Genomic DNA, 21,875 nt, shown 5'->3' with positions numbered 1-21,875 from the left:
TTTGAACGCGAAACGGTTCGGAAATTTCTCTCAGGCGTCGACTGCTTGCAACAGTGGATGCCACTGGCCGCGGATCTCGTGGGAACTGGCATCGGAATAGTCGAATACGCCAGACCCGGCTGCGGCATGGCGGGCATATATCACCCGATCAGAAATCCGGGCAAGCAGCGGATAGCCCTTTTTGGCGAGTAGCTGCTCGAGATCGGCAACCTGGTTTGACCGGCGATCGATCCGGTTTGCAACCACGTGAATATCGGCCTTGCCCTTGCGCACGCGCTTGATATCGGAAATGCCGTCGAGAAACTTCAAGGTGGCGTCCCAGTCGAAGGCGGACGCAAGCACCGGAACGATGATATCGGACGACTCCGCAATCAGGTTCTTGGCCAGCTCCGATCGAAGCCCGCCGGGTCCGTCGATGACAATGGCGTCCAGATGCTTGTCCTTGTCACCGATAGCTTCCTCCTTGCTCCAGTTGAGACCTTCGATCTGCGCCAGGCCCTTTGGGCGGCGCTTGACCCAGGAAAGGCTCGACTTCTGCCGGTCCGCATCGGCAAGTGCAACATCTTCGCCACGGGCGGCGAGCGCAACGGCAAGATTCGTGGCGAGGGTCGTCTTGCCGCAACCGCCCTTTGAATTCACCACCAGTATCTTGCGCATTTCCACTCCCCTGTGTGTTCTTTTGCGGACGCTCGCTTAAGCTTCAACATAGGCGCACAAAATGCGCCTTTTCAAGAGCTTCAAGCGCGAAAATTACCATTTCGTGGCGACAAAGCGGCAGAACTCGGGTATAGCTGTCCGTCACCATGCATGTGATTACAAAAACAAAAGATCTCGCCGCTGCGTGCCAGCGTCTTGCCGCTCATGATTACGTGACTGTCGACACGGAGTTTCTCCGTGAGACAACCTTTTGGCCCAAGCTCTGCGTCATCCAGATGGCAGGGCCTGACATGGCCTTCATCGTCGATGCCCTGTCCGAAGGGCTGGACCTTGAGCCCTTTTTCGAGCTTATGCGCGACGGCAATGTGACAAAAGTTTTTCACGCTGCCCGCCAGGACATCGAAATCATCTATCATCTGGGAGAACTTATCCCGGCCCCGCTGTTCGACACTCAAGTCGCGGCCATGGTTTGCGGCTTTGGTGATTCCATTTCCTACGACCAGCTTGTCTACAAGGTGACCGGTGCCCGGATCGACAAGTCGTCCCGCTTCACCGACTGGGCCCGCAGGCCGCTGACGGCAAAGCAACTGGATTATGCGCTGGCGGACGTCACGCATCTGCGCGACGCCTATCAGTTCCTGAAAGCGAATCTCGCCGAACAGGACCGCAGCCACTGGGTTCAGGACGAAATGCAGGTGCTGACATCCATCAACACCTACCGTACGGATCCCGAACAGGCCTGGAAACGGCTGAAGCTTCGAGTGCGCAAGCCGGTTGAACTGGCCGTGATGATGGAAGTTGCAGCCTGGCGCGAACGGGAAGCGCAATCACGCGACGTTCCGCGCAGCCGCGTCATCAAGGACGATGCCATCTACGAGCTCGCAGCTCAGCAGCCCCAGGACGCAGAATCGCTCGCGCGCCTCAGGACCATTCCGCGCGGCTTCGAGCGTTCAAAGTCGGCAGACGAGATCCTGAAAGCTGTCAGACGGGCCATTTCGCTTCCCAAGAACGAAATGCCGAAACTGCCGAAAGGTCGACAGGCACCGGATGGTTCAGCCGCCGCTGTCGATCTCTTGAAGGTTCTTCTGAAACTTGTCAGCGAGGCACATGGCGTTGCTGCCAAGGTCATAGCCACGGTGGATGATCTAGAAAAGATTGCCGCGGATGATGCTGCCGATGTGGCAGCCATGAAGGGCTGGCGGCGCGAGCTTTTCGGCGAAACCGCGCTCAAGCTGAAGCGCGGCGAAGTCGCCCTCGCCTTCCAGGATCGTCAGATCGTCGCAATTGATCAACCGCGGCAGGCGAACGTTGAATCGGAAGCGGCAGAGTAAACTCTGCCGCCTGCCTTCTCAGTCTCAGTTTCGAAGCACCCCAGAAATCAGCCGGCGTTTACAGCAACCTCGACATCGATGACCTTGCTGAGCTGGTTCGCACGCTTGCGCAGGCGTTCACCGTCGAGATCGGCAAGATCCTTGCCGAGATCCAGTGACAACCCTGTTTCCGATTTGGTGATGCCGACCTTCGGCAACATGCCGGCAATGGAAGCACTCAAAAGAGACGCCACCCGCATGGTAGCGCCAAGAACCTTGGCGCGGATGCGCAGACGGTCCGTAAACAGCTCCCGGATGACCGGCGAAAGATCGCCCTCCCGCAGACCCTGGTGGCGATAGAAAACGGCTGCTGCAAGATAAGCGCGACTGGCATGATCCAGCCCAACGAAAGATGCGTTCGAAATGATATTGAGGCTCTGCTCGCCGCGATAGTCGGGATGGGCGCGCCAGCCGATGTCAGAGAGAAGACACGCCGCGTGGCGAAGCCGTGTCTCGTTGGCGGTTTCCTCGATGCCAAGTTCCTTGAACAGCTTGTCCGTCCAGACAATCAGCTCTTCCGCGTGCGCAGGTGAGCGCGCGCGCAGCGTGCACAGCTCGCGTGCAGCTTCAATCACCGGGTCATGAGCCTGCATTTCCGAAGGCAGCTTTTCATGGAGCAGGCCTTCACGAACACCGGTTGCGGAAAAGACCAGGCGCTCCGCCTTCATCGACGTCAGCACCTGTTCCAGCACGACTGCACCGATCGGCACCAGAGGACGGCGCTGTTTGGAAACGATCTCCGCCAGTTCCACCCCTTCAAGGTTGGGAATGGCGATACGCTTGCAGAAGGCAATCGCCTCTTCCGCACTGATTTCATAATTGTGCATCACGTGCAGTGGGTAATTGTTCTGCATCAGATGCAGACGGCCCAGCGAACGCCACGTGCCGCCAACGGCATAGAATGTCCGTTCACCGGGTGCCAGGTCAGGCCACTGAAAATCCTTGAGAGCCGCTTCGGTGATCTTCTGCGCCTTGGCGATCTTGCCTTCGGCCTCTTCCGAAAGCCTCAGCCCGCCAAGGGGGAACGTCGCTCCCGTGCCTGGCTTGTTGTCGGCAATTTCCACCAGTTCCAGACTGCCGCCCCCCATGTCGCCGACAATGCCGCGCGGCTGCCAGAACCCGGCAATCACACCAAGAGCGGAATAATAGGCCTCTTCATTGCCGTCGAGGATGCGAACCGGTGCCTCCAGAAACCGTTCGACCTCGCGCACGAAATCAGGCCCGTTTTCCGCATCGCGCGCCGCAGCCGTGGCCACGATGTAGATGTCCTGGCAGCCGGTATGCTTGATGAGGGTCTTGAACCGGGTCAGTTCACCAAGAGCCAGGCTGACGGAATCGTCGGCCAGACGGCCGGTCGCCGCAATGCCCTTGCCAAGCCCTGCCAGCAGCTTTTCGTTGAACAGCATGGTCGGCGTGCGGGCCTTGCGCTCGTAAATCACGAGGCGCACGGAGTTGGAGCCGATGTCCACGACTGCGACAGGTCCGGACCCGTTGAGCCGGCCACGTGCCGGATGAAACTCAGCAGTCATGCTAACCTCGTTTTTGCCGTTCCAGGAACGGCCTCGGCCGATCGCTCTTCAATGATTTGCCTCTGCCGGAAAGCGAGGGGTTCGTCATGAAATACTGATGTGCATTGAAGGGTTCCTCATTGGCGTTCGGAACGATGCGCTCATGGCTGCCGTCCGACAGAATGCGCCAGCTTTGCTGGTTGTCCTTCAGGTTGGCCACCATGATCTGGTCCAGAACCTGTTCGTGCACGGTCGGTGTCTTGAGCGGTGCCAGAACCTCGACCCGCCGGTCGATGTTACGCGGCATCAGATCAGCTGAACCGATATAGACGTGAGCCTCGGGAGACGGTAGTCCCTGGCCGTTGCCAAAGCAGTAAATGCGAGAATGCTCCAGGAAACGTCCGACAATGGATTTCACCCGAATGTTGTCGGACAGACCCGAAATGCCCGGACGCAGGCAGCAAATGCCGCGAATGATCAGATCGATCTGCACACCTGCCTGGCTTGCGCGATAAAGGGCATCGATGATCGCCGGATCCACGAGGGAATTCATCTTCCACCAGATCTGCGCGGGGCGGCCTGCGCGGGCGTGCTCGATCTCGTTCTCGGTCATTTCCAGCATGCGCTGACGCAGGTTGACCGGAGACACCATGAGGTTGTTCAGTTCCGCCGGTTGAGCGTAACCGGTGATGAAGTTGAACACCCGGGCAGCATCCTCGGCAATGCCGGGATCATCGGTGAAAAACGAAAGATCCTCGTATATCCGCGCCGTGATCGGGTGATAGTTTCCTGTCCCGATGTGGCAATAGGTCTTGAGCTGACCGTGCTCGCGCTTGATGACCATGGAGAGCTTGGAGTGCGTTTTCAGCTCGATGAAGCCGAAGACAACCTGCACCCCTGCCCGCTCCAGATCGCGCGCCCACTTGATATTCGCTTCCTCGTCGAACCTGGCCTTGAGCTCCACCAGTGCGGTAACGGATTTGCCGGCTTCGGCCGCCTCAGCCAAAGCCTTCACGATGGGGCTGTCGTTGGAGGTACGATAGAGCGTCTGCTTGATCGCCACGACATCCGGATCACGCGCGGCCTGCCGCAGATACTGAACCACCACGTCGAAGGATTCATACGGGTGGTGGACGATGATGTCCTTCTGGTGGATCGCCGCCAGACAGTCACCGCCATGTTCGCGAATGCGCTCCGGAAAGCGGGCGGTATAGGGCTGGAACTTCAGGTCAGGCCGCTCGAGGTCAACAATCTGGGACAGGTTGTTGAGCGCAAGCAAGCCGTTTGCAAGGAAGATCTCGCTTTGCCCGACATGCAGCGCCTCGCCCACGAACTCACGCAGCGCCGGTGGTGTGGTTTCCTGGATTTCCAGGCGGATCACCGAGCCCCGGCGGCGGCGGCGCAAAGCGCTCTCGAACAGACGAACGAGGTCTTCCGCTTCTTCTTCGATTTCAAGATCGCTGTCACGAATGACGCGGAACGCCCCCTTGCCCCGGATCTCGTAGCCTGGAAACAAGCGCCCGATGAAGAGGCTGACGACTTTCTCGATTGCGATGAACCGGGCAGCGCCATCTTCGCCGTTTGGCAATTGAACGAAGCGATCAACCTGGCTCGGAATTCTGAGCAGAGCAATCATGCCGCGCCCACCGGAAGTTGGCGCCAGTTCAAAGACGATGGAAAAGCCAAGGTTCGGAATGAACGGGAACGGATGCGCCGGATCGATGGCAAGCGGCGTCAGCACAGGGAAGACATAAGCAAGGAAATAGTCTTGCAGCCAGGCCTTGTCCGCCTGGTCAAGCGTGTCGCCCTGAGGGATCTCGATACCCTTGTCGGCAATCTCCCGGCGCAGCTCCACCCAGATCTTCTGCTGAGACGCCTGGAGATCACGCACTGCTTCGCTGATCTTCTGAAGCTGCTCGGTCGGCGTCAGGCCGTCGTCGGACAGATTGGTAACGTCGGCCCGTTGCTGGCCACGCAGGCCGGCCACGCGCACCATGAAAAATTCGTCGAGATTGTTGGCGGAGATCGACAGGAACCGAACGCGCTCAAGCAGCGGATGGTTCGGGTTCATGGCTTCTTCCAGAACCCGGAGATTGAACTGGAGCCAGGACAGCTCCCGGTTCATGAACCTGGCCGGAGATGTAGCCAGCTCACCTTCCGGTGTCAGTTCCGGCACGGTTCCCTTTGCATCGGAAGCAACGGTGGAGGCAGGCAGAATGTCCGAAAGATCAGGGGCTTCGTTCATGGCATCATCCCTTGTTCCGCGCAGCTTCCGCTTCAATCCGGCAAAACCGGGCACGCCCATTCTGCCTCAACGCCGCCGTGACTAACATGAACTTCTGAGCGGGCAAATGACAGTCCTGTGGCAGCATCGGCGATTATTGGCCTTTATGCACATTTTCCAAGACCCGCCCGGCAAGTGGTTTCGTGATCTTGACCCGCCCGGCAAGAGCCTCCTGATCGATCGCCTCGACGGCGCGCATGGCGACTTCGAGCGAACGTTCCATTCGCACCACAAGATAGTCGACGACACCTTGATCGACCGCAATCTGCCGGTCGGCAAACAACTTCACCAGAACACGGCGAAGGAGATCATCGTCCGGCTCCAGAATTTCGACAGGAGTGGCCGCGCGCAGGCGGGACTGCAGATCCGGAAGGGAAATTTTCCAGCTGGCAGGCCAGGTGCGGCTGGTGATGAGCACCGTCTTGCCCGCCTGACGCGCCGCGTTGAGAAGGTGGAACAGGGCCGTGTTGTCGATACCCAGGTGCGCATCCTCGATCACGGCAGCGGGTGCGGCAACGAGGGTTTCCACGGACTGCGGATCGAGCTTGGAAGCAGCCAGAACAGCAGCGCCGGTCTCATCCTGAAAGGCCTGGACAAGATGGGTTTTTCCCGCGCCGACGGGGCCTGCAAGGACAACGACCGGAGAAGGCCAATCCGGCCAGCGTTCCAGCAATTCGAACGCAGCCCGGTTGGAGCCCCCAACCAGATAGTCGTCACGGCTCAAGGCCGCTTCATGCGGCAATTCCAAAGGCAACTGGCGCGGTGTTTCCACCATTTTCTACTCTGATACCTGTTCTTCTTGCCCCGATACGGGATGATCGGTTCCCTGATAGACCGGGCTTGCGAGATACTGCTTCAGGGCAAAGCGTGCAAGCACGCCGATCATCGCGGCGGCGGGAACCGCGATCAGCATCCCCACAAATCCAAAGAGATATCCAAAGGCAAACAAGGCAAACATAAGCGTAACAGGATGCAGGCCCGTGCTTTCGCCAACAAGTTTGGGCTGCAGGATATTGCCCTCCAGGAACTGACCGACGCCAAAGATCGCGGCAACTGCGATAATCCAGGGCCATTCCGGCCAGAATTGGACAAGCGCCACACCGATGGACAGGACAAGCCCCAACCCGGCCCCGACGAAGGGAATGAAACTGACGAGACCAGCCACCATTCCGATAAGGAGACCGAAGTTCAGCCCGATCAGCGCCAGAGAAACAGCATAAAACGATCCCAGGATAAGACAGACCGACACCTGCCCGCGCACGAAACCGGCAACAGCCTGATCCATTTCCTTTGCAAGGCCGCGGATTTCTGCCAGATGATCACGCGGCAGCCAGCTGTCGATACGCGCGACCATGCGGTCCCAGTCGAGCAAAAGATAGAATGCAACGACCGGCGTAATGACGAAGAGCGATAGGATCGACAGCAACGCCTGACCGCCGCTCCAGAGCGACTGTGCCAGCTTGCCGACGAAAGAAGCCCCCTGCCCGATGAGATTGGACATGGAGGACTGGAGGTCTTCCGCATTGATGCCCGCAACGGACGCCAGATCGGCCGGAAAGTTATCCGACAGCAATGCCTGCAGCTTGCGGATCAGCTCCGGGAACTTTTCCAGGAAAAGGGCAAGCTGATTGCCCAACAGTGGCAGAAGCAGGATGAAGAACATCACGAGGATGAGGACGAAGGCGAACAGGATTGTCAGCGTCGCCCACATCCGCCCCATGCCCAGCTTTTCCAGCCTGTCGCAAACCGGATCCAGCAGATAGGCCACCGCCATGCCGGCAACGAAAGGGAGAAGCACGCTGGAGAAGACATACAGAAACAGGCAAAGAACAACGAGGGAAATCAGCCAGAACTGGACCTGACGGCGAAGGGTCATGTATGGCGCTCCTCGGTTGTGCCGGTGCGTAGGAATGGCTTTCTTCCGGACATGGAATTAAACCCCGCCTCCGGTCAAGTCCAGAAGAAGTCGGCTTTTCGCGGCATTGGTCCATCAAGGAGCCACTTCTGCCTCATGAAGCAAAACCTATGACCACGTTTTCAAACAGGCCAGCAACACCCATTTCCGGCAACAGGCTGTCTGCAGCACTCTTGCGCTGAAGGTTGATCCAGATGCTCCATGACCTCTTTTTTCGCCGGCAATGCACTTTGAGCCATTCAAATCTGCCTGGTTTTGAAGAAAAATGCGGAAGTTGGCCTGCCATCTGTTCTTAAGCCCTGCGCAGAACCGCTCGCCTCTTGTGTTCCTTGGCGGCAGACTGTAATCCGCACTGGCACAGCCAACCGCACGCAGTCTCGGAGTGCCCCATGAGCGAATCCTCTGGTCCCAACGGCCTGACCTATGCCGATGCTGGTGTCGATATCGACGCCGGAAACGAACTGGTGAACCGCATCAAGCCGCTGGTCAAGGCAACTTCCCGCCCCGGGGCCGACAGCGATATCGGCGGTTTCGGTGGTCTTTTTGACCTCAAGGGCGCTGGGTTTCAGGATCCGATCCTTGTTGCCGCCAATGACGGCGTCGGTACCAAGTTGAAGATTGCGATTGAAACCGGCCAGCACCGCACTGTCGGCATCGACCTTGTTGCGATGTGTGTCAACGATCTGGTGGTCCAGGGCGCTGAACCGCTGTTCTTCCTCGACTATTTCGCGACCGGCGCTCTGGATGTGACCACTGCAACGGATGTGGTTGCCGGCATTGCAGACGGCTGCAAGATGGCAGGCGCCGCGCTGATCGGCGGCGAGACAGCTGAAATGCCGGGCATGTATGTGGAAGGCGACTACGATCTGGCAGGCTTCTCCGTCGGTGCCGTGGAACGCGGCGGGATCCTGCCGCGCCCGGACGTTGCCGCTGGCGACGTACTGCTTGCTCTGGCCTCCTCCGGCGTTCATTCCAACGGCTATTCCATGGTGCGCAAGATCATCGAACTGTCCGGCATGAACTGGTCGGATGCGGCACCGTTTGCAGCCGGCAAGACACTGGGCGAAGCCCTGATGGAACCGACCAGGATTTACGTCAAACCGCTGCTGGCCGCACTGAAGGAAACCTCCGGCATCAAGGCCCTTGCCCACATCACCGGTGGCGGCCTGCCGGAAAACCTGCCGCGCGTCCTGCCGAAGAATTGCTCCGCTCGCATCGATCTTGGCCAGATCAGCGTCCCGCCGGTGTTCGGCTGGCTCGCGAAATCGGGCGGCGTTGCCGAGAAGGAAATGCTGCGCACGTTCAACTGCGGCACCGGGATGGTGATTGTCGTGTCTGCGGACCAGGCCGATGCGGTTGCCGACGTCCTGCGCAATGCCGGTGAAACGGTCAGCAAGATCGGCGTCATCGAAGCTGAAGGCGCTGCACCGGTGCTGTTTGACGGCAGCCTGGACCTTGGCGCATGAGCCGCAAGAAGACTGCCATCCTGATCTCAGGACGCGGCTCCAACATGGGCGCGCTGATTTCCGCGGCAATGTCTCCCGACTATCCCGCCGAAATCACGCTTGTCCTGTCCAACCGGCCTGACGCCAAGGGACTGGAACGGGCCGCTGAGCTGGGTATTGCAACGGCAGTTGTCGACCACAAGGACCATGCGGGTGATCGGGAAGCGTTCGAAAAATCGGTAGATGCCGTTTTGAAGGACCACAAGATCGACCTGGTCGCCCTTGCCGGTTTCATGCGTATTCTGACGCCCTACCTGGTCAATGCCTGGGCGGGCAGGATGATCAACATCCATCCGGCTCTCCTGCCCTCTTTCAAAGGCCTTGCCACACATGAGCGGGCCTTGCAGGAAGGTGTCAAGTTGCATGGTGCCACCGTGCATTATGTGTCTGCTGAAATGGACGATGGTCCGATCATCATGCAGGGAGCCGTACCGGTTCTTGACAATGACACCCCTGACACGTTGGCTGCCCGTGTGCTGGACGTTGAACACCAGATCTACCCCAAGGCTCTTTCCATGGTTGCCAGTGGCAAGGCCAAGGTGTCGGGAGCACGGGTAACCGGCAGCGGCAACAGCAACGAGACGGAAACGCTCATCTGGCCGTAGGCCGGACGGCTTTTCTCGCTTGCAGCAAAACGATCGCAGATTTTTCAGACCGATCCTGACGCGCCTGACGGATAGGTTTCCTCTGGCTAGCCTTTCCGCACCTTCTGCTGGAACGACAGAACAATGAATTCCGCCGGCCGCAAGAGCGAAACCTTCACCACGACGTTCATGCAACCGGCCTGAACATCGGCGCCCGTCATCGTCGTCCCAAGGCCGACTTCGACACCGTAGGCATCTTCTGACGAAGCGCCCGCGAGAGCCCCTTGTTTCCATAGCCCGTTCAGGAAATTTTCGATCACCGATTTCACCATAAGCCAGGTCGGAGCGGTGTTTGGCGCAAAGACAAAAGGATCCAGCGCTGCTTTGATCGATTGTTCCAGCATGATCGCGGTTCGGCGGATATTCACATAGCGCCATTCCGAGCTGTTACCGTCCAGCGTGCGTGCTCCCCAAACCAAATTACCTCGCTCGGGAAACGACCGGATCGCGTTCACGGCTTTTCCGTCCAACGGAGTGTTCAGGTCTTCCTGCTCAGCATCGGAAATGGATACGCAAGGCGACACGACTGAATTGAGGCTGAGATTTGCCGGCGCTTTCCAGACACCATCCTGGGCGTCTGTCGCTGCAAATGCACCTGCCAACGCGCCTGACGGAGGCATGACACTTACTGCTTTTACAGCTTGCGAGAGAAGCTCGTTGTAGCGCTTTGAAAGACCCTGCAAGATCTTGTGAGTACTGCATTTCCCCTCTTCGGAGATGTCGTCGCCCTCAAGTGATTTCACCGCCTTATCGAAAACGGCTTTCCGGGCCTCATTGGCCTGAATGGCAGTCTCCTGGCCAACATGTTCGAAGAAGGCTTTGCACGTACCAGCCGAAACATTTTCAAAGGTTATCGACCCCGCACCAAAGTGAGACGTATTCAACCAGGGATAATAGGCAGCAGCAAAGCTCATATCTTCCGCTACGAGCAAGGTTCGCAGGCCGCTTTTTCCCGAGATCACGTCGTTCTCGTCCAAAGTTCGCGCCCTGTTCCCATCGAACACGTCGACAATGGCGAAACGGTTTTGCAAGTCTGTACAATGGGCAAGGCATCTATTGCTGACGGTCTTGTAATCTTCTGACGACAACAACACCGCGTCGGGTATCACGATGACCGACGGCTCCTGCAGCTTGGCGAGCTCTCGCCAGACAGGTTCACCGAAATCCTCCACGGACTTGACGAGAACGGGCTCTCCCGCGCCGTAACATCCAACCGACAGGATCCAGCAACCATGTCCTCCATTTTCGAAGAAAAGCCCCATGGCCGCATGCAAATTGAAGCGGCTTGCTTCCTCCAGGTCCAGAGCCGGCTTGCCATCCTGCAGGCTGAAGTCGAAACGAAACATGGGCCCCACGCCGAAACGGGCCTCGAATTCCGACATCGAGGAAATCCGCACCGGAATGCCGGTCACATCCTTGCCATCCACAATTGCTGTTTCCGTGTAACCGACAAAGACCGCAACGCTCGTCGGGACCTGCACGACGGTGTTTGGGAAGGAGTTCAGCTCGGTGACATAAACACCCGGGGCCTCATACTTCTTCATTGCTCTCTTCCTCGTAGCGCGTCATCCGGCAGAAGCTTGATAAGCCTGACAGGTTCAAGCTCCCACAGTCGTGCCGGCGAGCAAAGGACTTTCTGCCTCAAGTTGCAGATGCTCCATGAAGCACCCTTCGCCTCAATCTAAAGCTCAAGGATCGCAAATGCGAAGCCGATAGTATCTTGACTGATTGTGGGCGCTTAACCTGTCGGATAACGTGCCTGCATGTTTTTGAGTTTCATGTCCGCGCTTGGTGGCGTCGGGTTGTTTCTGATCGGTATGCTGCTACTGACCGACGGGCTGAAAGCCCTGGCGGCACAGCGCATGCGCGACGTGTTGTCCAGGTTTACCTCAACGCCCTTGTCGGGCGCCGTGACGGGTGCTCTCACCACCGCAGTCATCCAGTCATCCAGTGCAACCACAGTTGCCGCTGTCGGCTTTGTCGCTTCCGGCCTCCTCACCTTTCCCCAGGCGCTCGGCGTCATCTTCGGTGCCAACGTCGGCACGACCCTGACAGGGTGGCTGGTTGCGGTTCTCGGCTTCAAGCTGGATCTTGGCCAGATCGCCCTGCCCTTCGTGTTTTTTGGCGCGATTGCGAGGCTGGCATTCCGTGGCCGGATCGCACTCGCAGGCCAGGCGCTCGCGGGCTTTTGCCTGATCTTTATCGGCATCGAACACATGAAAGACGGTCTGGGCGCCTTCAGCGGCGTGGTAAACCCGACCGACTTTCCGCCGGACACACTCTTCGGCCGGCTGCAGCTGGTGCTGATCGGCATGCTGATCACCGTCGTGACACAGTCCTCCAGCGCAGGCGTTGCAACGGCGCTGGCTGCGCTTGGCGCCGGTGCGATCAACTTTCCGCAAGCAGCGGCGCTGGTAATCGGCATGGACGTCGGAACCACATTTACGGCAGCTTTGGCGACCATCGGCGGTGGCACCATGGCCCGACGTACGGGCTATGCGCATGTGATCTACAACGTCATGACCGGTGTCATGGCGTTTTTCCTTCTAGGGCCGTTTCAGCTTGTGGCCGGGGTGTTGACCGGAAACGGCGACAGCCAGATTGCGCTTGTCGCATTTCACAGTTTCTTCAATGCGCTCGGCGTCGTCTTGGTGCTTCCACTTGCGCGGCCATTCGCCCGGCTGATCGAACATCTCGTTCCCGAAAAAGGCTCCGATCTGACCAGCCGTCTGGATCCGCTCGTGTTGCGGGACCCGCACGCAGCCGCGTCCCTGGCAGGGCAGACCGTCGCACATCTGGAAACCTTGATCATCGAACGCCTGCGCAATCGGTTGGGCGCAAAGTCATCTGCTTATGAAGAACTGGATCGGGAGGACCTGGCCAAGGCCATCGCAGAAACACGGACATATCTGGACAAGATCATCGTTCCGCCGAACGACATGGCCTTTCAGGAGGAACTGAAAGGCCTGTTTCACATTCTCGACCATTTGAGCCGCCTTCTCTACCGCTGCGACCAGCGGCAGAGGATCGACGAGCTGTCCTTGGATCACCGGCTCAAGCGCCTGGCGGGCCTGCTTCTCGGCGTCACGGACATTTCCACCAGACAGAAGGACGCCAAGACACAGGAGAAGACGCTGGACCGGTTGCGGCTGCTGATGCGCCGACAACGCCGCCTCAATCGTGACCGGCTGATTGCAATGGCCGCTGCCGATGCAGTCCCGGCGGAAACAGTCTGGCTGAAACTGGATGCCTTGCGCTGGCTGCACAGGGTTTCCTATCACCTGTGGCGGATCCGGTTGCACCAGAATGTGCTTCTGGATGCGAACCGGGATCTGGCCTCGACCGTCGAAGAAGCCCGCATAGACGTCGACCAGGATTAATCGGCGTTGCCATCGGCCGATCCACACACCGTCAGGCAGCGGACCGGTCGATGATGACGTGATTTTCGCCGCGCGAACAGGCCTCCACGCGCGCCTCCACACGGTAGATGTCACGCAGCATCGCTGAGGTGATGACATCTTCGGACGGGCCGGCAGCAACGAGACGCCCTTCGGCAATCACCATGGTGTTCCGACAGAACCGCAGGGCATGATTGAGATCGTGCAAGGCAATCAGAACCAGGGTGCCCTGGCGGCGTGCCAGGTCGCGCATGAAGTTCAGAACCTCGACCTGCCGGTAGAGATCCAGCGCGGAGGTCGGTTCGTCCATCATCAAAACTTCCGGACGGCGTACCAGTGCCTGCGCAATCGAAACCAGCTGACGCTGACCGCCGGAGAGTTCGCCAAGGTTCCGGAACGCCAGGCTATCAATCTGAAGCGCCTTCAGGATCTGGTCGATTTCGACGAGTTCAGAGTCCTTTACACGCCAGCCCTCACCCTGTTTGGCAGCCAGCAGAACGGATTCATAAACCGTCAGGACGGCATTGGCGTGGGTATCCTGGGGCATATAGCGGATGGCATCCCGGGGTGCTGCCCGGTTGCCGGCCAGCACGACATCGCCAGGGCCTTTCAATAGACCGGAGATGCGCTTGAACAAGGTCGATTTGCCAGCCGCGTTGGGACCGATCACCGCCGTCAGTTCACCGCCGGAGAAGACCGGCGTCGTGACCCCTTCGACCGCAAGAGTGGAGCCATAGCGTGCGCCAACCCCTTTCAGCTGCAACGTTACCATGACTGCCTCCGGTCGGCAAAAATGAGCGCGAAGAAGAACGGAACCCCGACAAGCGCGGTGATGACGCCGATGGGCAGGATCGCCCCCGGAAGAATGATCTTGGAAACGACCGATGTTGCCGACAGCATCAAGGAACCGCACAAGATGGCCGCAGGCAGGAAGAAACGCTGGTCTTCTCCGACCAGCATCCGGGCAATGTGCGGTCCGACAAGCCCGACGAACCCGATCGTCCCGACAAAGGACACGGGGATCGCCGCCAGCAGGCTGACGCCGAGCAGCGTTTTCAGCCGAAGCGACCTGATGTTGACGCCGAAACTCGCCGCCTTGACGTCGCCGAGCCGAAGGGCTGTCAGAGCCCAGGAATGCCGCGCGAAGAACGGCACGCAGACAACAAGAATGATGAAGGTCGCCAGAACCTTGCCCCATGTCGCCTTGGTCAGCGATCCCATGGTCCAGAAGACGACCGCAGCCAGCGCCTGTTCGGAAGCAAGATATTCCAGCAGCGACAACAGAGCGTTGAACGTGAACACCAACGCGATCCCCAGAAGAACGATGGTCTGAACAGTCACGCCCCGTACCGTGGACAGCAGATAGATGAACAGCGAAGCCGCCATGGCCATCAGGAAAGCATTGATCGGGACCATGTATTGCACTGCGGCCGGAAAGATCGCGACGCCGGCGACAAGCCCCAGGGCCGCGCCAAAGCTGGCAGCAGCGGAGATGCCTAGCGTGAAGGGGCTGGCCAGCGGATTGGCAAGGATCGTCTGCATCTGCGCACCCGCAAGGGACAGGCAGGCCCCAACGGTGATCGCCATCAGCGCGATCGGCATGCGAATGTCCCATAGGACGACGCGTGTCTGCAGATCGGCGCCGGACGGATTAACCAGGGCGGAAAGCACCTCCGACAGCGGATAGCGGGCCGGTCCGAGGGCCAGATCCAAAGAAAAGCTGAACGCCAGAGCGACGATCAGCCCGCAAATAACCAGAATGCGCCTGAACGCAAGGGCGCGGTAAAGACCGCGCCCCTCCTCAGTCGGAACGATTTCCGAAACCGCCATCTTATTTACTCGAGTTCAGCGAAACGAAGTAGCCTGGCCGGTAGTCGATCGGCAGGAAGCGGTCGTGCAATTCCTGGAAAGTCGCTTCCGCGTCAAGGTCAGCAAAGAGCTCCGGATGCAGCCATTTGGCGATCTGCTGAACAGCGACGAACTGGTAAGGGCTGTTGTAGAACTGGTGCCAGATGGCATGGACATTGTTGTCCCGGACAGCCTTTACGCCAGTAAAGCCCGGACGTTCCATCAGGCCCGCCAGCTTGTCTGCCGATACTTCCGGATCCGCGCCGGCGCCGACACCAACCCAATTCCCGCCGGGAACATACAGCTCCCAGTTTGCACCGGTCACAATGATCTGGTCCGGATCGGACGCGATGATCTGCTCCGGGTTGACGGTGCCGAAGGTGCCGGGAATGATCTCGGCAGCCATGTTGATGCCACCGGCCATTTCAACCATCTTGCCAAAATTCTCGTTGCCGAACGACATGCAGCAATCATCGGAATAGCCGCCTGCACGCTCCACGAACACAACGGGTTTCGCGAGATCTGACGGTGCCGCCAGCTTGTCTGTCACCTTGGCGATCTCGGCTGCCCGGAATTCGATGAATTCCTCGGCCTTGTCTTCCTTGCCGTAGAGCTTGCCGATCAGGCGCATGGACGGCTCGGTGTTTTCCATCGGCTTTTCGCGGAAGTCGACATAGACAACCGGGATGCCGACCTTGCCGAGTTTCTCGATGTAGCCGCCTTCTTCGGTGGCAACCTTGGCGTCGAGATTCAGGATGATCACGTCCGGCTGGAGAGCAACGGCCTGCTCGACATCGAAAGTGCCGTTCTTCATGCCGCCGAAAGTCGGAAGATCGGCCATTTCCGGGTACTTCTCGAGATACTGATGGTACCCGTCGTTGTCCGCCTTCTCGAAATCGTCTCGCCAGCCGACGACACGTTTGAAGGGGTCTTCACCATCCAGCGCGGCGGTGAAATAGATCTGGCGCCCCTCGCCCAGGATGACCTTTTCCACCGGCACTTCGACCTCGACCTCACGGCCGGTAATATCCGTGACCGTTACCACGTCGCCGGCAAGTGCCATTGCCGGAAGAAAAGTAGCCGTTACCAGCAAAGATGCTGCCAAGCTTTTGATTTTGCTCACATCCGCCTCGATTTTTTATTGAGGTTATAAGTTGAGTTTTAAATTCTTGTTTTTCGTATTTTTCCTGAGTATATGAGTCAAGAATTATCTTTTGGAATGGTTCCAAGCAACCGGAGCAATACGCCTGATGAGCGACGCAGACACACTCTCGAATTTCGATCTGCGTGAAGAAATCAAGGAATACTGGGGCAAGCGGGCCGAGACCTTCGACACCCAGCCGGGCCACGAGATTTTTTCCGACGAAGAGCACACCGCCTGGATAAGGCTGTTCGAAAAGCATCTGGGCCCGGGCGGCTCCAGGCGCGTTCTTGACCTTGCTTCCGGAACCGGCGTTATCTCGCACCTGCTCGACGACCTAGGCTTTGAGGTGACCGGGATGGACTGGGCGGAACCCATGCTTGCCAAGGCCCGAGAAAAGGCGAGGAAACGCGGGCGCACGATCCGCTTTCTGCTTGGCGATGCCGAACGCACGATGGAAGCGTGCGAAAGCTACGATGCCATAACCTGCCGGCACCTTGTCTGGACGCTGGTCGACCCAGCGGCCGCCTTTGCGGAATGGCACCGGGTGCTGAAACCGGGAGGACAGCTGCTCGTCGTCGACGGAGACTTTGTCAATCCTGGCTGGTTCGCAAAGTTGCTCGCAACGTTTTCAAAAACTCGTGCTCGCTTTGGATTGCTCGCGCAACCGGACGCAAAACCGGCAGACATGATGGAAACACATCGCAGTATCCTGTCCCGCGTTCATTTCTCGAGGGGAGCAAGGGCAGAAGCAGTCGTGGAACTATTGCGACAGGCCGGCTTCACTCAAATCGTTGTCGATACGGACCTGAAAGCCGTTCACCGGGCACAACGGCGTCACCTGCCTTTCTTCAAGGGTCTGGAAAGGGCAACGCAGCACCGCTACGCAATCTGTGCCAGGAAATGAACCACTCGACCTGGGTTGCCTATTTGAATACCAAACCAACTATTCTTGACATGGTGAAAGAATTATTACCTTCAGTACAGCAGAATAAATATAGTCAACTCAAAACACCTAGGTCAAAATATTTAAACTTACAATTGCAAGAATAAATTGAACCTTTATTCTTCACCCTACGTTAAGCCGGTATCGATAAGAGTGCATGACAACACAACTATCGAGTATTGCCGATGCACGCCGGCCACGCTGTTTACTGCCTTCCTTTTAACAGCCTTCCGGCTTTGCGCAGGACGCTGAAAACTCGTGCCGCAGCTGTTCTGCTGGCTCTGCTGCTTATTCCCCTGTCTGCAGGACTGACAAAAGCTTATGCAGCCGAATGGGTGATCACACGGATTTCCGGAACGGTTTATCTCGTTGCACCAGGCATTCAGGCGCACCGGGCCCGCAAGGGGATGGCACTTCACAAGGGCCATACCATTGCGACGCGAAAAGGCGCACGCGCCGTGCTTCAGCGAGGCAACGACAGCATCACGGTCGGCCCGAATACGGAATTTGCGCTGTCGCAATATCGCAGCAACGACAGCCAGACCACGCTGCTTCAACGCAAGGGAACGATTGATGTCGATGTCGAGACCCGCGGCAGACCGTTTTTCAGGGTTGAAACGCCTTATCTTGCAGCGGTCGTCAAGGGAACCCGCTTTTCGGTAACCGTAACCGGCAACGAAAGTCAGGTTTCGGTTCAGCGCGGCGTCGTTGGTGTTCAGGATCTCGCATCCGGGCAGCAAAGCGACCTGCGTGCAGGCCAAAGCGTCCAAAGCGCACCGGGGAAGTTCAACGGTCTCAAATCTGTAGGCAAGAGCCGCGCCGCCATCCAGCATGGTACACCTGGCAAGCCGAGCTTCGGCGACACCCCGGCAAGCCTCTCACCTGCGGGCTCAAAAGCTCAGAACACCGCCACCGGCGGGCGTGACAATGCCGCTAGCGGTAACGGCAACGCAAATGCCTCCTCCGGCAACTCGGGTGATCGCGGGCCGAGTGGTAACGCCAATGGGAACTCAAGCGGAAACTCAGGCGCAAATTCTGGCGGAAACTCTGGTGCAAATTCCAGCGGAAGCTCTGGTGGTAACGCCGGTTCCGGTTCTGGTAACGCCGGTTCCGCAGGCGCCTCAAACAGCGGCGGGGCAAGCGCCGGCGCGTCAGCCGGCGGGGCCAGCGCAGGCGCATCCGCCGGAAGCGGTGGCGCAAACGCAAATGCCGGTGGCGCCGGAGCTTCTGCCGGACGCTAACCTTCTCTCGCTTCTTCCGGGTTCCGCTCTTCAGCCGTTGCCGAGCGCTTCCCCAAGAGAGCGGCCGAGAGCTGACTTCTCTCGCAAATCCAGACCGGAATGCAGATCGACGATGTGGCTCTTCTGGATCTTCTCGGCTGCAGCACCGTCGCGTTTTTCAAAGGCATTCATCAGGGCATGATGAGAGTGGCTTTCACAGGCAGTGTCTGAGCGCTTCCAGTAAAGAGCGATGATCAGCGAAGAGCGCGAGATCAGTGATCGGATCATGCCGGCGAACACCCGATGGTCGGCGATATCCGCAATCTCCGTATGAAAGCTTCCGGACAGGAACAGCGCCTTGCCCATGTCACCGGCATGAAGAGCTGCATGTTCCGCATCCAGATGTGCGTGCAACTGCGCGAGCTGCCTGTCGGTGATGACATCGGCTGCCAGCCTGGCCACGGCAGGCTCGATCAAGGCACGGGCCTGAAACACCTCGTGAGCCTCGCGGATCGATGGCTTTGCGACGAAGGCACCACGGTTCTTTTCCATGGCGACCAGCCCGGAATGGGCGAGTGCCTGCAACGCAGCGCGCACGACGGTACGGCTGACGCCATAAATTTCGCCCACCTCATCCTCAGACAGTTTCAGCCCCGGTGTCAGTTTGTGTTCCAGAATGGCAGTCTGAAGCTTCAGGCAGATTTCAAGGGCCCGGCCCTGAGGTAGGGCGAAGACTTCATGCAGCTTGCTGCGTTGATCAAGATCGGCTGTGGTCACAGGTTTGGTCATTTTTCTTGAAGTGCCCAATGGGGGTTGAGCGGTGCCTTGATCCTACTCCCCGCCATCCGAAGCGGCAATCTAGGATCGTATACAATTTTTGTTCATATCGTATTTAATTTGCCAAAATATTGTGCACTTTTACCGGTGAGAATTTGCTCATTGCTCCGACTTCTCATCAGGATCTCCGGAATTCCGCCAGTTTTTCGCGTTGGCACGGCACTTGCTGTCTCAGGAGCCGAAAACGGTTTTCTGAAGGAGACGTCCGGCCATGGCGAAGTCCCTGGACCTTGAACTGGCAGCCACCACCAAGATCTATGGCGAGACCATTGCGGTCGACGCGATCAATCACAAATTCGCCGCCGGCACCTATTCTTGCCTGCTGGGGCCATCGGGATGCGGCAAGTCTTCAACCCTGCGAATGATCGCCGGCCATGAGAGCGTCTCCACCGGCGACATCGTTCTGGGTGGCACCAACATCACCGATCTTCCACCTGCCCGGCGCGGCACGGCGATGATGTTCCAGAACTATGCGCTGTTTCCGCATCTGTCCGTGGTCGATAACGTCGCCTTTTCCCAGAAGATGAAGGGTGTCGAAAAACCGGTCCGGCTCAAGAAGGCCCGTCAGTTGCTGGAACTGGTGGATATGGCAGCGTATGCGGAACGGCTGCCTTCGCAGCTCTCCGGCGGTCAGCAGCAACGTGTTGCCCTGGCCCGTGCCCTGATCACCGAACCTTCCGTGCTTCTGCTTGACGAACCGCTGTCGGCACTCGATCCGTTCCTGCGTATCAAGATGCGGCTCGAGTTGAAGAAGCTGCAGCGCGAGCTCGGCATTTCCTTCATCCACGTCACGCACAGCCAGGACGAAGCCCTCGCGCTGGCGGACGACATCATCGTCATGAACGGCGGCAAGATCGAGCAGGCAGGCAGCCCGCGCGATGTGTTCAACACGCCAACAACCGAGTTCGTCGCCCGCTTCATCGGCGGCCACAACGTGCTGCAGCAGAAAGGCGCTTCGGTCGCGCTGCGGGCAGACAGGTTGAGGGTGAAAAAGGCGGCCGGAGAGGACGGCGCCGTTCTGACGGCCTTCGTCAAGGACGTCGAATACCTCGGCTCCACCGTCAATCTCGCGCTTGATGCGGGGGGCGCCGGCGATCTGACGGCCGCACTCACCGACGAAGCCTTTTTCCAGGACCCGATCGAAATCGGCGCAACCGTCTTCCTGACATGGAAGCCGGAAGACGCACACCAACTGGCCGCCTGAAGGCTGCCGATCGAAGGCCTTCTCCCGAGGCCGAACAAACTCCAGAGGGGAACAGGAGTAAGAACATGACAGATACAGTGGGAAAAACTGAACAGATGACCAAGAAAGGCGTCAGCCGCCGCAGCATCCTGAAAGGCGGCGCTGCTGCTGCCGGTGCGGCCCTGGGTTCGGGAGCCATCACCGGCTTCCCGACCATCTGGGCACAGAACATCAAGGACGTGACCCTGCGCCAGTTCGGCACCGGCGTGTCCAACCTCAACGAAGTAGCGCAGAAGGTGAAAGAAGATCTCGGCTTCACCCTGGAAATGACCGCTCTGGACAGTGACGCCGTCACCCAGCGTGCGGCGACCCAGCCGGACAGCTTCGACATTGCGGACATCGAATACTGGATCTGCAAGAAGGTCTGGCCGACCGGCAACCTGCAGGCAATGGACACCTCCAAGATCAAGAACTACGACAAGATCGTCGGCATCTTCAAAAGCGGCAAGCTGACGCCGGAATCCGTGATCGCACAGGGCACCGCGCCGCATACGGTCGGCTTTGTCGACGGTCCGGACGGCAAGGCGTTCGCCACCGAAGAAACTGGCTGGATGACACTCATCCCGACCATCTACAACGCCGACACACTCGGCATCCGTCCGGACCTGATCGGCCGCCCGATCGAAAGCTGGACCGAACTGCTGAACCCGGAATTCAAGGGCAAGGCATCGATCCTCGACATCTCTTCCATCGGCATCATGGATGCGGCCATGGTTTGCGAAGCCATGGGCGAAATCCAGTATGGCGACAAGGGCAACATGACCCGCGAAGAGATCGACAAGACCATGGCGATCTTCACCGAAGCCAAGAAAAACGGCCAGTTCCGCGCCTTCTGGAAGACCTTCGACGAAAGCGTCAACCTGATGGCGTCCGGCGAAGTCGTGATCCAGTCCATGTGGTCTCCGGCAATCACCGCCGTGAAGTCCCGCGGCATCGATTGCGTCTATCAGCCGCTCAAGGAAGGTTACCGGTCGTGGGGTGGTGGCATCGGTCTTTCCAAGAGCCTGACCGGCCTCGAACTGGAAGCAGCCTACGAATACATCAACTGGTATCTCGACGGCTGGGTCGGCGGCTTCCTGATGCGCCAGGGCTATTACTCGGCCGTGCCGGAAACCTCCAAGAACCACATGGACGAGAACGAGTGGGGTTACTGGTTCGAAGGCAAGGAAGCCACCGGCGACATCACCAACCCGTTCGGTGACGTTCTGGCGAAAGCCGGCGAAACCCGCGACGGCGGCTCGTTCTACGAGCGCATGGGTGCCGTTGCCTGCTGGAACGCTGTCATGGACGAGAACCAGTACATGGTTCGCAAGTGGAACGAGTTCATCGCCGCCTGAGGCTGAGCCGACACACTGGTGC

19 protein-coding genes are annotated in these 21,875 nt (G+C 58.6%); 8 read left to right on the top strand and 11 right to left on the bottom strand.

Annotation, left to right across the window (positions count from 1 at the left end):
- Positions 1-30: 30 nt before the first annotated feature.
- Positions 31-657 carry a ParA family protein gene (locus J7447_RS06065; protein ID WP_031270746.1) on the bottom strand — a complete coding sequence of 209 codons (627 nt, stop codon included), beginning with the start codon at positions 655-657 and terminating at the stop codon, positions 31-33.
- A gap of 146 nt (positions 658-803) precedes the next feature.
- On the opposite strand from J7447_RS06065, the gene rnd reads away from it, so the two are divergent.
- Complete coding sequence (gene rnd / locus J7447_RS06060; RefSeq protein ID WP_286188941.1) at positions 804-1,988, top strand: ribonuclease D; 1,185 nt, start codon at positions 804-806, stop codon at positions 1,986-1,988.
- A gap of 47 nt (positions 1,989-2,035) precedes the next feature.
- Here rnd and J7447_RS06055 read toward each other — a convergent pair whose 3' ends face one another.
- The 5 genes from J7447_RS06055 to J7447_RS06035 all read right to left on the bottom strand — a co-directional run bounded on the left by J7447_RS06055 (position 2,036) and on the right by J7447_RS06035 (position 8,020).
- Entirely contained in the window at positions 2,036-3,556 is a 1,521-nt protein-coding gene (locus J7447_RS06055) for a Ppx/GppA phosphatase family protein (RefSeq protein ID WP_062489022.1), read from the bottom strand.
- 1 nt (position 3,557) lies between these two features.
- Positions 3,558-5,780 (bottom strand): RNA degradosome polyphosphate kinase, encoded by a 2,223-nt coding sequence (locus J7447_RS06050; RefSeq protein WP_209169071.1) that lies wholly within the window; start codon positions 5,778-5,780, stop codon positions 3,558-3,560.
- Positions 5,781-5,913: 133 nt separating this feature from the next.
- Entirely contained in the window at positions 5,914-6,594 is a 681-nt protein-coding gene (locus J7447_RS06045; RefSeq protein ID WP_055653703.1) for a DnaA/Hda family protein, read from the bottom strand.
- A 3-nt stretch (positions 6,595-6,597) separates the two neighbouring features.
- On the bottom strand, positions 6,598-7,695 hold the full coding sequence (locus tag J7447_RS06040) for an AI-2E family transporter (protein ID WP_077290082.1): 1,098 nt from the start codon (positions 7,693-7,695) through the stop codon (positions 6,598-6,600).
- A 133-nt stretch (positions 7,696-7,828) separates the two neighbouring features.
- The gene (locus tag J7447_RS06035) at positions 7,829-8,020 is read right to left on the bottom strand and encodes a hypothetical protein (RefSeq protein WP_209169070.1); all 192 of its coding nucleotides are present in this window, start codon (positions 8,018-8,020) and stop codon (positions 7,829-7,831) included.
- Between the two features lie 103 nt (positions 8,021-8,123).
- Between J7447_RS06035 and purM the strand changes: the two genes are divergently transcribed.
- Both purM and purN read left to right on the top strand, forming a co-directional pair.
- A complete protein-coding gene (gene purM / locus J7447_RS06030; RefSeq protein WP_055653699.1) occupies positions 8,124-9,200 on the top strand; it encodes a phosphoribosylformylglycinamidine cyclo-ligase in 1,077 nt (358 codons plus the stop codon).
- Positions 9,197-9,844: a phosphoribosylglycinamide formyltransferase gene (gene purN, locus J7447_RS06025; RefSeq protein WP_023004018.1), complete on the top strand. Its 648-nt coding sequence runs from the start codon at positions 9,197-9,199 to the stop codon at positions 9,842-9,844. Before purM ends, purN begins: the two co-directional genes overlap by 4 nt.
- A gap of 86 nt (positions 9,845-9,930) precedes the next feature.
- Here purN and J7447_RS06020 read toward each other — a convergent pair whose 3' ends face one another.
- The gene (locus J7447_RS06020) at positions 9,931-11,427 is read right to left on the bottom strand and encodes a phage tail sheath C-terminal domain-containing protein (RefSeq protein WP_209169069.1); all 1,497 of its coding nucleotides are present in this window, start codon (positions 11,425-11,427) and stop codon (positions 9,931-9,933) included.
- 219 nt (positions 11,428-11,646) lie between these two features.
- Here J7447_RS06020 and J7447_RS06015 point away from each other — a divergent pair, with 219 nt between their 5' ends.
- A complete protein-coding gene (locus J7447_RS06015) occupies positions 11,647-13,263 on the top strand; it encodes a Na/Pi symporter (protein WP_209169068.1) in 1,617 nt (538 codons plus the stop codon).
- Between the two features lie 31 nt (positions 13,264-13,294).
- Here the strand turns inward: J7447_RS06015 and J7447_RS06010 are convergent, their stop codons facing one another.
- The 3 genes from J7447_RS06010 to J7447_RS06000 are packed head-to-tail and all read right to left on the bottom strand — an operon-like array spanning position 13,295 to position 16,192.
- Complete coding sequence (locus tag J7447_RS06010; RefSeq protein ID WP_055653694.1) at positions 13,295-14,053, bottom strand: ABC transporter ATP-binding protein; 759 nt, start codon at positions 14,051-14,053, stop codon at positions 13,295-13,297.
- Positions 14,047-15,111: an iron ABC transporter permease gene (locus J7447_RS06005; RefSeq protein ID WP_075281580.1), complete on the bottom strand. Its 1,065-nt coding sequence runs from the start codon at positions 15,109-15,111 to the stop codon at positions 14,047-14,049. Before J7447_RS06005 ends, J7447_RS06010 begins: the two co-directional genes overlap by 7 nt.
- Position 15,112: 1 nt before the next feature.
- Positions 15,113-16,192 carry an ABC transporter substrate-binding protein gene (locus tag J7447_RS06000; protein ID WP_209169383.1) on the bottom strand — a complete coding sequence of 360 codons (1,080 nt, stop codon included), beginning with the start codon at positions 16,190-16,192 and terminating at the stop codon, positions 15,113-15,115.
- A gap of 187 nt (positions 16,193-16,379) precedes the next feature.
- Between J7447_RS06000 and J7447_RS05995 the strand changes: the two genes are divergently transcribed.
- Both J7447_RS05995 and J7447_RS05990 read left to right on the top strand, forming a co-directional pair.
- Positions 16,380-17,177 carry a class I SAM-dependent methyltransferase gene (locus tag J7447_RS05995; RefSeq protein WP_209169067.1) on the top strand — a complete coding sequence of 266 codons (798 nt, stop codon included), beginning with the start codon at positions 16,380-16,382 and terminating at the stop codon, positions 17,175-17,177.
- A gap of 224 nt (positions 17,178-17,401) precedes the next feature.
- Positions 17,402-18,457, top strand: coding sequence for a FecR family protein (locus J7447_RS05990; protein ID WP_209169066.1), 1,056 nt, complete (start codon positions 17,402-17,404; stop codon positions 18,455-18,457).
- Positions 18,458-18,487: 30 nt separating this feature from the next.
- Here the strand turns inward: J7447_RS05990 and J7447_RS05985 are convergent, their stop codons facing one another.
- Positions 18,488-19,225, bottom strand: a complete 738-nt coding sequence (locus J7447_RS05985; RefSeq protein ID WP_152506918.1) for a GntR family transcriptional regulator — start codon at positions 19,223-19,225, stop codon at positions 18,488-18,490.
- Between the two features lie 259 nt (positions 19,226-19,484).
- Here J7447_RS05985 and J7447_RS05980 point away from each other — a divergent pair, with 259 nt between their 5' ends.
- Both J7447_RS05980 and J7447_RS05975 read left to right on the top strand, forming a co-directional pair.
- Positions 19,485-20,477 carry an ABC transporter ATP-binding protein gene (locus tag J7447_RS05980; RefSeq protein ID WP_023004009.1) on the top strand — a complete coding sequence of 331 codons (993 nt, stop codon included), beginning with the start codon at positions 19,485-19,487 and terminating at the stop codon, positions 20,475-20,477.
- Positions 20,478-20,542: 65 nt separating this feature from the next.
- Entirely contained in the window at positions 20,543-21,853 is a 1,311-nt protein-coding gene (locus J7447_RS05975; protein ID WP_023014488.1) for an extracellular solute-binding protein, read from the top strand.
- Positions 21,854-21,875 lie beyond the last annotated feature (22 nt).

The sequence above is a fragment of the Labrenzia sp. R5_0 genome, assembly GCF_017743835.1.
Taxonomy (GTDB): domain Bacteria; phylum Pseudomonadota; class Alphaproteobacteria; order Rhizobiales; family Stappiaceae; genus Roseibium; species Roseibium algicola.
Note: the sequence above shows the minus strand (reverse complement) of the source record. Positions and strands in the feature narration are given on the sequence as shown.

Bases quoted from the DNA above. Each gene is read 5' to 3' on its own strand.
- J7447_RS06000 (WP_209169383.1), bottom strand. From the start codon at position 16,192: ATGGCACTTGCCGGCGACGTGGTAACGGTCACGGATATTACCGGCCGT.
- J7447_RS06050 (WP_209169071.1), bottom strand. From the start codon at position 5,780: ATGAACGAAGCCCCTGATCTTTCGGACATTCTGCCTGCCTCCACCGTT.
- J7447_RS05985 (WP_152506918.1), bottom strand. From the start codon at position 19,225: ATGACCAAACCTGTGACCACAGCCGATCTTGATCAACGCAGCAAGCTG.
- J7447_RS06045 (WP_055653703.1), bottom strand. From the start codon at position 6,594: ATGGTGGAAACACCGCGCCAGTTGCCTTTGGAATTGCCGCATGAAGCG.
- J7447_RS05980 (WP_023004009.1), top strand. From the start codon at position 19,485: ATGGCGAAGTCCCTGGACCTTGAACTGGCAGCCACCACCAAGATCTAT.
- J7447_RS06035 (WP_209169070.1), bottom strand. From the start codon at position 8,020: ATGGCAGGCCAACTTCCGCATTTTTCTTCAAAACCAGGCAGATTTGAA.
- J7447_RS06065 (WP_031270746.1), bottom strand. From the start codon at position 657: ATGCGCAAGATACTGGTGGTGAATTCAAAGGGCGGTTGCGGCAAGACG.
- J7447_RS06010 (WP_055653694.1), bottom strand. From the start codon at position 14,053: ATGGTAACGTTGCAGCTGAAAGGGGTTGGCGCACGCTATGGCTCCACT.
- J7447_RS05990 (WP_209169066.1), top strand. From the start codon at position 17,402: ATGCACGCCGGCCACGCTGTTTACTGCCTTCCTTTTAACAGCCTTCCG.
- J7447_RS06015 (WP_209169068.1), top strand. From the start codon at position 11,647: ATGTTTTTGAGTTTCATGTCCGCGCTTGGTGGCGTCGGGTTGTTTCTG.
- J7447_RS06020 (WP_209169069.1), bottom strand. From the start codon at position 11,427: ATGAAGAAGTATGAGGCCCCGGGTGTTTATGTCACCGAGCTGAACTCC.
- J7447_RS06005 (WP_075281580.1), bottom strand. From the start codon at position 15,111: ATGGCGGTTTCGGAAATCGTTCCGACTGAGGAGGGGCGCGGTCTTTAC.
- J7447_RS06055 (WP_062489022.1), bottom strand. From the start codon at position 3,556: ATGACTGCTGAGTTTCATCCGGCACGTGGCCGGCTCAACGGGTCCGGA.
- purM (WP_055653699.1), top strand. From the start codon at position 8,124: ATGAGCGAATCCTCTGGTCCCAACGGCCTGACCTATGCCGATGCTGGT.
- J7447_RS05975 (WP_023014488.1), top strand. From the start codon at position 20,543: ATGACAGATACAGTGGGAAAAACTGAACAGATGACCAAGAAAGGCGTC.
- J7447_RS05995 (WP_209169067.1), top strand. From the start codon at position 16,380: ATGAGCGACGCAGACACACTCTCGAATTTCGATCTGCGTGAAGAAATC.
- purN (WP_023004018.1), top strand. From the start codon at position 9,197: ATGAGCCGCAAGAAGACTGCCATCCTGATCTCAGGACGCGGCTCCAAC.
- J7447_RS06040 (WP_077290082.1), bottom strand. From the start codon at position 7,695: ATGACCCTTCGCCGTCAGGTCCAGTTCTGGCTGATTTCCCTCGTTGTT.
- rnd (WP_286188941.1), top strand. From the start codon at position 804: ATGCATGTGATTACAAAAACAAAAGATCTCGCCGCTGCGTGCCAGCGT.